Here is a 6,073-nt window from a genome sequence, read left to right as displayed (position 1 = left end):
GCCGACTCGGCGATCCTCAGCGGGACAGACACGCCGACTCGGCGATCCTGAGTGGGGCAGACGCGCCGACTCGGCGATCCTGAGTGGGGCAGACGCGCCGGCTCAGCGCCTTTCAATGAGGCAGACGCGCCGACTCGGCGATCCTGAGTGGGGCAGACGCGCCGGCTCGCGGGATCAGTTGACGGCGATGTGGACGTGGTCGTAGTGGTTGGCGGTGGGGTCGCCGCGGTCCTCCATGGGGCGCCAGCCTTCGGAGGAGCGGACGGGGGTCCAGATGCGCTGCTGCCAGATGATGTCGTAGATGTTCAGCGCCGAGGCGTGCTTCTGGACGAAGGCGGCGATGGCGTCGCCGAGCTCCTTGTCGTCGGTCATGAAGTCGAGTGCCTTGCCGTCGATGTGCTCGCCGTGCGGGTCGTAGCCGTAGGTCGTGCCCGAGGCGACCGCGGGGAAGGCGTTGCAGACGGCGCGGTAGAGGTCGACGGCGTCCGAGACCAGGCCGTCCTCGACGGAGGAGTCGCCGCAGGCGGAGAAGTCGAGGCCGGCCGGGGCGTCGGACGGCGGCGTGGTCGGGGTCGGGGCGGGCGAGGGCTCGGGCGGCGGCTCGGGCTTGGTCTCGCCGAGGTGGCCCTCGGGGATCCACACCGGGTTGCCCTCCAGGACGATCTCCTGGCGGCCGCCCTCGTCGCGGCCGGTGTAGTAGACCGCACGGCCGAGCTCGAGCTCGCCGAGCTGCTTGGCGCGCTTGCCGTAGGCGGCGTAGACGGTGACGTCGTCCTGGATGTAGCGCAGCACCGCCTTCTGGGCGCCGCCGCTGACCTTCGCAGGTCGCTCGGTCAGTGACTCGATCGTCGCGACCGGATCAAGTCCGCTGTGCGACGTACGGTCCCCTCGGTCGCCGCCGCGGCTGACCACCGTCCCCCGCTCGCCGAGCTCGCGGCGGTCGTGGGACCTCCGGGTGTCCTCGCGGGTCGTCGGCAGTGGCGGGATGCTCGACGCCACCTTGTCGTGGGCCTGGATCCGTCGGTCCGCAGGCGACGGGAGCCGGAGACCGGACCGCTCCTCCATCTCGGCGACGACGGTGCCGGGGTTGGCGGCCGCGGTCCCCGCAGCGACGGCGCCGCTGGTCGCGAGGGTCACGATCCCTGCGGTCGCGACGACGTTCTTGGTTCTGCGGACAGCTCGATAATCGCCTTTGTGGCTGCCGGCCACTGCGCAATCCTTCGCTCGACAATGTGGGGGTGTCGCCCGAGAACGTCCGCCGCCGCTCACCGCCGAAGCGGGTCGTGACGCCGGACACAGCGCCTGAGTCAAGCACACACCTGCGGGGGTATCCCATGGTCGTCCGGAGACTTTTGCGAAGTTGTTGATCTCCGACCCACCCCCAGACGTACGTCGGCCCGGGCTCGATGAGCCCGGGCCGAACGTGGTGCGCGTCGGTCAGTTGGTCGAGACGTGCACGTGGTCGTAGTGGTTGGCCGTGGCGGAGCCGCGGTCCTCCATGGAGCGCCAACCCTCCGAGGCACGCACCGGCGTCCAGATCCGCTGGTACCAGATGATGTCGTAGAGGTTGAGCTCGGCGGCGTGCTGCTGCAGGAACGCGGCGATCGAGTCACCGAGGCCCTTGTCGGCGAGCATGAAGTCGAGCGCCTTGCCCGAGGAGTGCTCACCGTGGCCGTCCCAGCCGCCGACGCTGAGCGAGGCGACCTCCGGGAAGGCGTTGCAGACCGCGCGGTAGACCGTGACCGCATCGGAGGTCAGACCGCTCTCGACCGAGGAGTCTCCGCAGGGGGCAGCGCTGACGCCGGCGGCGACGCCGGTGGTCTCCGGCTTCTCGTCGGCGAGGTGACCGGAGGTCACCCAGGCGACCTCACCGTCGACGATGATCTCGTCGCGGCCGGACTCGGAGCGCCCCGTGGCGTAGACGAGCTCGCCTGCCTCGATCTCACCGCTCTGGGTGGCGTGCTTGCCGTAGGCCGACCAGAGGTTCAGAGCCTCTTCGGTCCACCGCTTGACCGCCTTGGCGGTGCCGGTCTCGACCTGCTCGGGTCCCTTGGTCAGCGTCTCGACGGAGGAGACCGACTCGCGGCTGTCTCCGCTACGAGTGATGACGGCCTCCCGCCGGTCCCCGGCGACGCGCGCGTCGTCACGGGTGCTCGGCACCTTGGCCTTGGACGAGGAGAGGGATGCGCCAGCGTTCTCGGCGATCAACGAGGTCGGCTCTGCGAACGCGGCTCCAGCGCCGACTGCGACTCCGGTCGCGAGGACCGCGACGCCTGCGCTGGCAACTATTGACTTGGTCTTACGGACGGCCCGAGTGTCGCCTCTGTGGCTGCCGGCCACTCGCAAATCCTTTGCTCGGCTACATGGTCAGTGCCCGAGCATCTCCATGGGTTTCAACGAGTGAAACCCGTCGGGGAAGGTCGGGCACGGCAATGAGTACAGCACACACGCCAAGGGGTATTCCAATTCCCTTACCGAGTTTTTGCGTTGTTTTGTATCTGTCGAGCGACTGATTCCGAAGCCCTGAAACTGCCCTTCGGACCCTTCCGAAGGGGCCCGGAAGATCACCCGCCGGAGGTCTCCGAGACGTTCTCCGCGAAGCCGCATCCACGCCCGTCGGCGTCGTCCAGCCACCCCTCGGGAAGCACCACCTTGTCGCGCGGCGCACCCTGTCGACCACGCGGCGCACCCAGCTGTGACGAGGGAAAAGGCTCGTCGCGGTCGAGCCTGGAGAGCATCTCGTCGAGGTCCTTCAGACTGTTGACCAGACCGAGGGTGCGACGCATCTCGCCCCCCGCACTGAAGCCCTTCAGATACCACGCGATGTGCTTGCGGATCTCCTTGCAGCCACGCTCCTCGCCCATGTGCTCGCAGAGCAGCTCAGCATGGCGTCGCATGATGTCGGTCACTTCGCCCAGCGTGGGCAGCACCTTGACACTCTCGCCGGCGAATGCTGCCGCCAGATCACGGAAGAGCCAGGGTCGTCCGAGGCAGCCGCGGCCGATGACGACACCGTCCACGCCCGTCTCCTCGACCATCCGGATCGCGTCCGCGGCCTCCCAGATGTCGCCGTTGCCGAGCACCGGGATGTCGACCGAGGCGGCCAGCTCGGCGATGGCGTCCCAGTCGGCGGTGCCGGAGTAGGCCTGCGCGACCGTACGCCCGTGCAGCGCGATCGCGGCGGCGCCGCTCTCCTGGGCGATCCGGCCGGCGTCCATGTAGGTGAGGTGGTCGTCGTCGATGCCCTTGCGGGTCTTCATCGTCACCGGTACGTCGTAGGGCTCGGCCGCGCGCACGGCGTGCTCCAGGATCTCCCCGAGCAGGCCGCGCTTGTAGGGCAGCGCTCCCCCGCCGCCCTTGCGGGTCACCTTCGGCACCGGGCACCCGAAGTTGAGGTCGACGTGGGCCACGCCGTAGTCGCCGCAGAGGATCTCGGTGGCCTTGCCGACGTAGACCGGGTCGGTGCCGTAGAGCTGCACGCTGCGTACGGTCTCGGCCTCGTCGAAGACGAGCATGTCCTTGGTGTGCTGGTCACCCTCGACCAGCCCGCGGGAGGTGATCATCTCGCAGACGTAGAGCCCCGCACCCTGCTCGGCGCACAGTCGCCGGAAGGCGGCGTTGGTGACGCCGGCCATCGGCGCGAGCACCACGGGGGTGTCGACGGTCAGGCTGCCGAGCTCGAGCGGGCCAGGAAGGGACATGCCTTCTATTGTCCGACCTCACCCCTGAGCAGGAGAAATCCGGCGAACGACGAGGTCAGGACGGGGAGCCGGAGGGCGAGCGTGAGGGCTTGGGCGCTGCGTACGGCGTGAGGTCGCCCTGCCAGGTGATCGGGTCGAACTCCTCGAAGGGACGGAAGCTGACCCCGATCAGCTTGCCCTGGTCGGGGACGAGCATGACCAGGCAGACCTTGGCCGTGGCGCCGGGGGCGAACGGCTTGGGGAACGCCTTGCCGTCGCAGGGCTTGAACGACTCCTTGAAGGCAGCCGCCTCGACCAGGTTGCCCTCGTCGTCGAGGCCCCACAGCGGGGCGTCGTAGCCGCCGAGGTCGGTGTCCCCCTCGTTCTTGACGGTGGCGCGTACGAAGTAGGGCGCCCGCTCCAGCGTCGCCTCGTCGAGCTTCCAGCCGGAGAAGGTCTGCTTGTAGGAGGTCGACTCGAGCCGCGCGATGGTGATCGTGATCTTCCCGTCGACGCCCTCCTTGGGCGTCCACTCCACCGTGGCCGACTCGCCGAGACGGCGGTCGGCGCCCTGCTCGGTGATCGCGCCCGGGGTCGGCGACGCCGACGCGGAGGGCGATGTCGAGGCGGAGGCACTCGCTGACGGCCTCGGCGCGTTGGTCCTCGGCGCGGTGCCGCTGCAGCCCATCAGGGACACGGCCACGACGGCAGCCGTGAGGGATGCGGCGAGTACAGAACCTGCTCGTTGCATGGGGACATCCTGCCGCACGCCTCTCGGAATCGTGCGGCAGGACGCCCCTGCAAGGTTTACGACGCGGTAACGACTCGACTCAGGCGCCGATGAGCCGCTCAGCGAAGTAGCGGGTCACGCCCTCGAGCGGGATCCGCTCCTGCTTCATGGTGTCGCGCTCACGGATGGTGACCGCGTCGTCCTCGAGAGTGTCGAAGTCGACGGTCACGCAGTAGGGCGTACCGATCTCGTCCTGACGGCGGTAGCGCTTGCCGATCGACTGGGAGTCGTCGAAGTCGACGGCCCAGTTGGCGCGCAGCTCGGCCGAGAGCGCCTTCGCCTTCGGCGAGAGCGCCTCGTTGCGGGACAGCGGCAGCACGGCGATCTTGACCGGCGCGACCCGGTGGTCGAGCCGGAGCACGACCCGCTTGTCGACGCCGCCCTTGGCGTTGGGCGCCTCCTCCTCGGCGTACGCGTCGACGAGGAAGGTCATCAGCGCGCGGGTCAGACCGGCCGCGGGCTCGATGACGTAGGGCAGGTAGCGCTCGTTGTTGGCCTGGTCGAAGTACTGCAGGTCCTGGCCGGAGTGCTTCATGTGGGTGCCGAGGTCGAAGTCGGTGCGGTTGGCGATGCCCTCGAGCTCACCCCACTCGCTGCCCGGGAAGTTGAACCGGTACTCGATGTCGACGGTGCGCTTGGAGTAGTGGCTCAGCTTCTCCTGAGCGTGCTCGTAGTGGCGCAGGTTGTCGGGGTTGATGCCGAGGTCGGTGTACCAGCGGGTGCGCTCGTCGATCCAGTACTGGTGCCACTCCTCGTCCTCACCCGGCTTGACGAAGAACTCCATCTCCATCTGCTCGAACTCGCGGGTGCGGAAGATGAAGTTGCCGGGGGTGATCTCGTTGCGGAAGCTCTTACCGGTCTGGGCGATGCCGAACGGGGGCTTCTGCCGGGTGCTGGTCACCACGTTGGCGAAGTTGATGAAGATGCCCTGCGCGGTCTCCGGGCGCAGGTAGTGGAGGCCCGACTCGTCCTCGATGACACCGAGATGGGTCTTGAGCATGCCGGAGAACTCGCGCGGCTCGGTCCAGGCTCCGCGGGTGCCGCAGTTGGGGCAGGCGACGAGCTCGTTGATGTCGACCGAGTCGGGGTCCTCGATGCCCTTCTTCTCCGCGTACTCCTCCTGGAGGTGGTCGAAGCGGAACCGCTTGTGGCAGCTCTGGCACTCGACCAGCGGGTCGTTGAAGGTGTCGACGTGGCCGGAGGCGACCCAGGTCTGGCGCGGCAGGATCACCGAGGAGTCGAGGCCGACGACGTCGTCGCGCTGCTGCACCATGGCCTTCCACCACTGGCGCTTGATGTTCTCCTTGAGCTCGACACCGAGGGGGCCGTAGTCCCAGGCACTCCGGGTGCCGCCGTAGATCTCGCCGCAGGGGTAGACGAATCCACGCCGCTTGGCGAGGGAGACGACGAGGTCAAGGGTGGATGCTGGCGGCTTTGCCACGATGAATGCTCTCTGCTCGAGGTGAGCCCGGCCGGCTGCCGGGCCCGGTGTTGAGGGGGATGTCGTCAACGACTCGTAAATCGTATCCGTGGTGTCATCTTGTTATCCAAGCCGCCCGCGGGGCCAATTCGCTCGGTCATCCGTACGCGGGGCCGCTAACGT

Annotated in this window: 5 protein-coding genes; all 5 read right to left on the bottom strand. The window is 68.3% G+C overall.

Annotated elements, in window-relative coordinates:
- Positions 1-174 precede the first annotated feature (174 nt).
- Positions 175-1,137: a VldE C-terminal domain-containing protein gene (locus IEY81_RS11155; RefSeq protein WP_229787716.1), complete on the bottom strand. Its 963-nt coding sequence runs from the start codon at positions 1,135-1,137 to the stop codon at positions 175-177.
- Between the two features lie 300 nt (positions 1,138-1,437).
- On the bottom strand, positions 1,438-2,340 hold the full coding sequence (locus tag IEY81_RS11150; RefSeq protein WP_189118549.1) for a VldE C-terminal domain-containing protein: 903 nt from the start codon (positions 2,338-2,340) through the stop codon (positions 1,438-1,440).
- A gap of 224 nt (positions 2,341-2,564) precedes the next feature.
- Positions 2,565-3,701: a tRNA dihydrouridine synthase DusB gene (gene dusB, locus IEY81_RS11145; RefSeq protein WP_189118548.1), complete on the bottom strand. Its 1,137-nt coding sequence runs from the start codon at positions 3,699-3,701 to the stop codon at positions 2,565-2,567.
- A gap of 55 nt (positions 3,702-3,756) precedes the next feature.
- Positions 3,757-4,431, bottom strand: a complete 675-nt coding sequence (locus tag IEY81_RS11140; RefSeq protein ID WP_189118547.1) for a hypothetical protein — start codon at positions 4,429-4,431, stop codon at positions 3,757-3,759.
- A 79-nt stretch (positions 4,432-4,510) separates the two neighbouring features.
- Entirely contained in the window at positions 4,511-5,911 is a 1,401-nt protein-coding gene (locus tag IEY81_RS11135) for a glycine--tRNA ligase (RefSeq protein WP_189118546.1), read from the bottom strand.
- Positions 5,912-6,073: the final 162 nt, after the last annotated feature.

It is taken from the genome of Nocardioides luteus, assembly GCF_014648595.1.
GTDB lineage: Bacteria > Actinomycetota > Actinomycetes > Propionibacteriales > Nocardioidaceae > Nocardioides > Nocardioides luteus.
This window is presented reverse-complemented; position numbering and strand designations above follow the sequence as displayed.

What these genes read in the sequence shown, in the direction of transcription:
- dusB (WP_189118548.1), bottom strand. Translation starts at nt 3,701, where the DNA reads ATGTCCCTTCCTGGCCCGCTCGAGCTCGGCAGCCTGACCGTCGACACC.
- IEY81_RS11140 (WP_189118547.1), bottom strand. Translation starts at nt 4,431, where the DNA reads ATGCAACGAGCAGGTTCTGTACTCGCCGCATCCCTCACGGCTGCCGTC.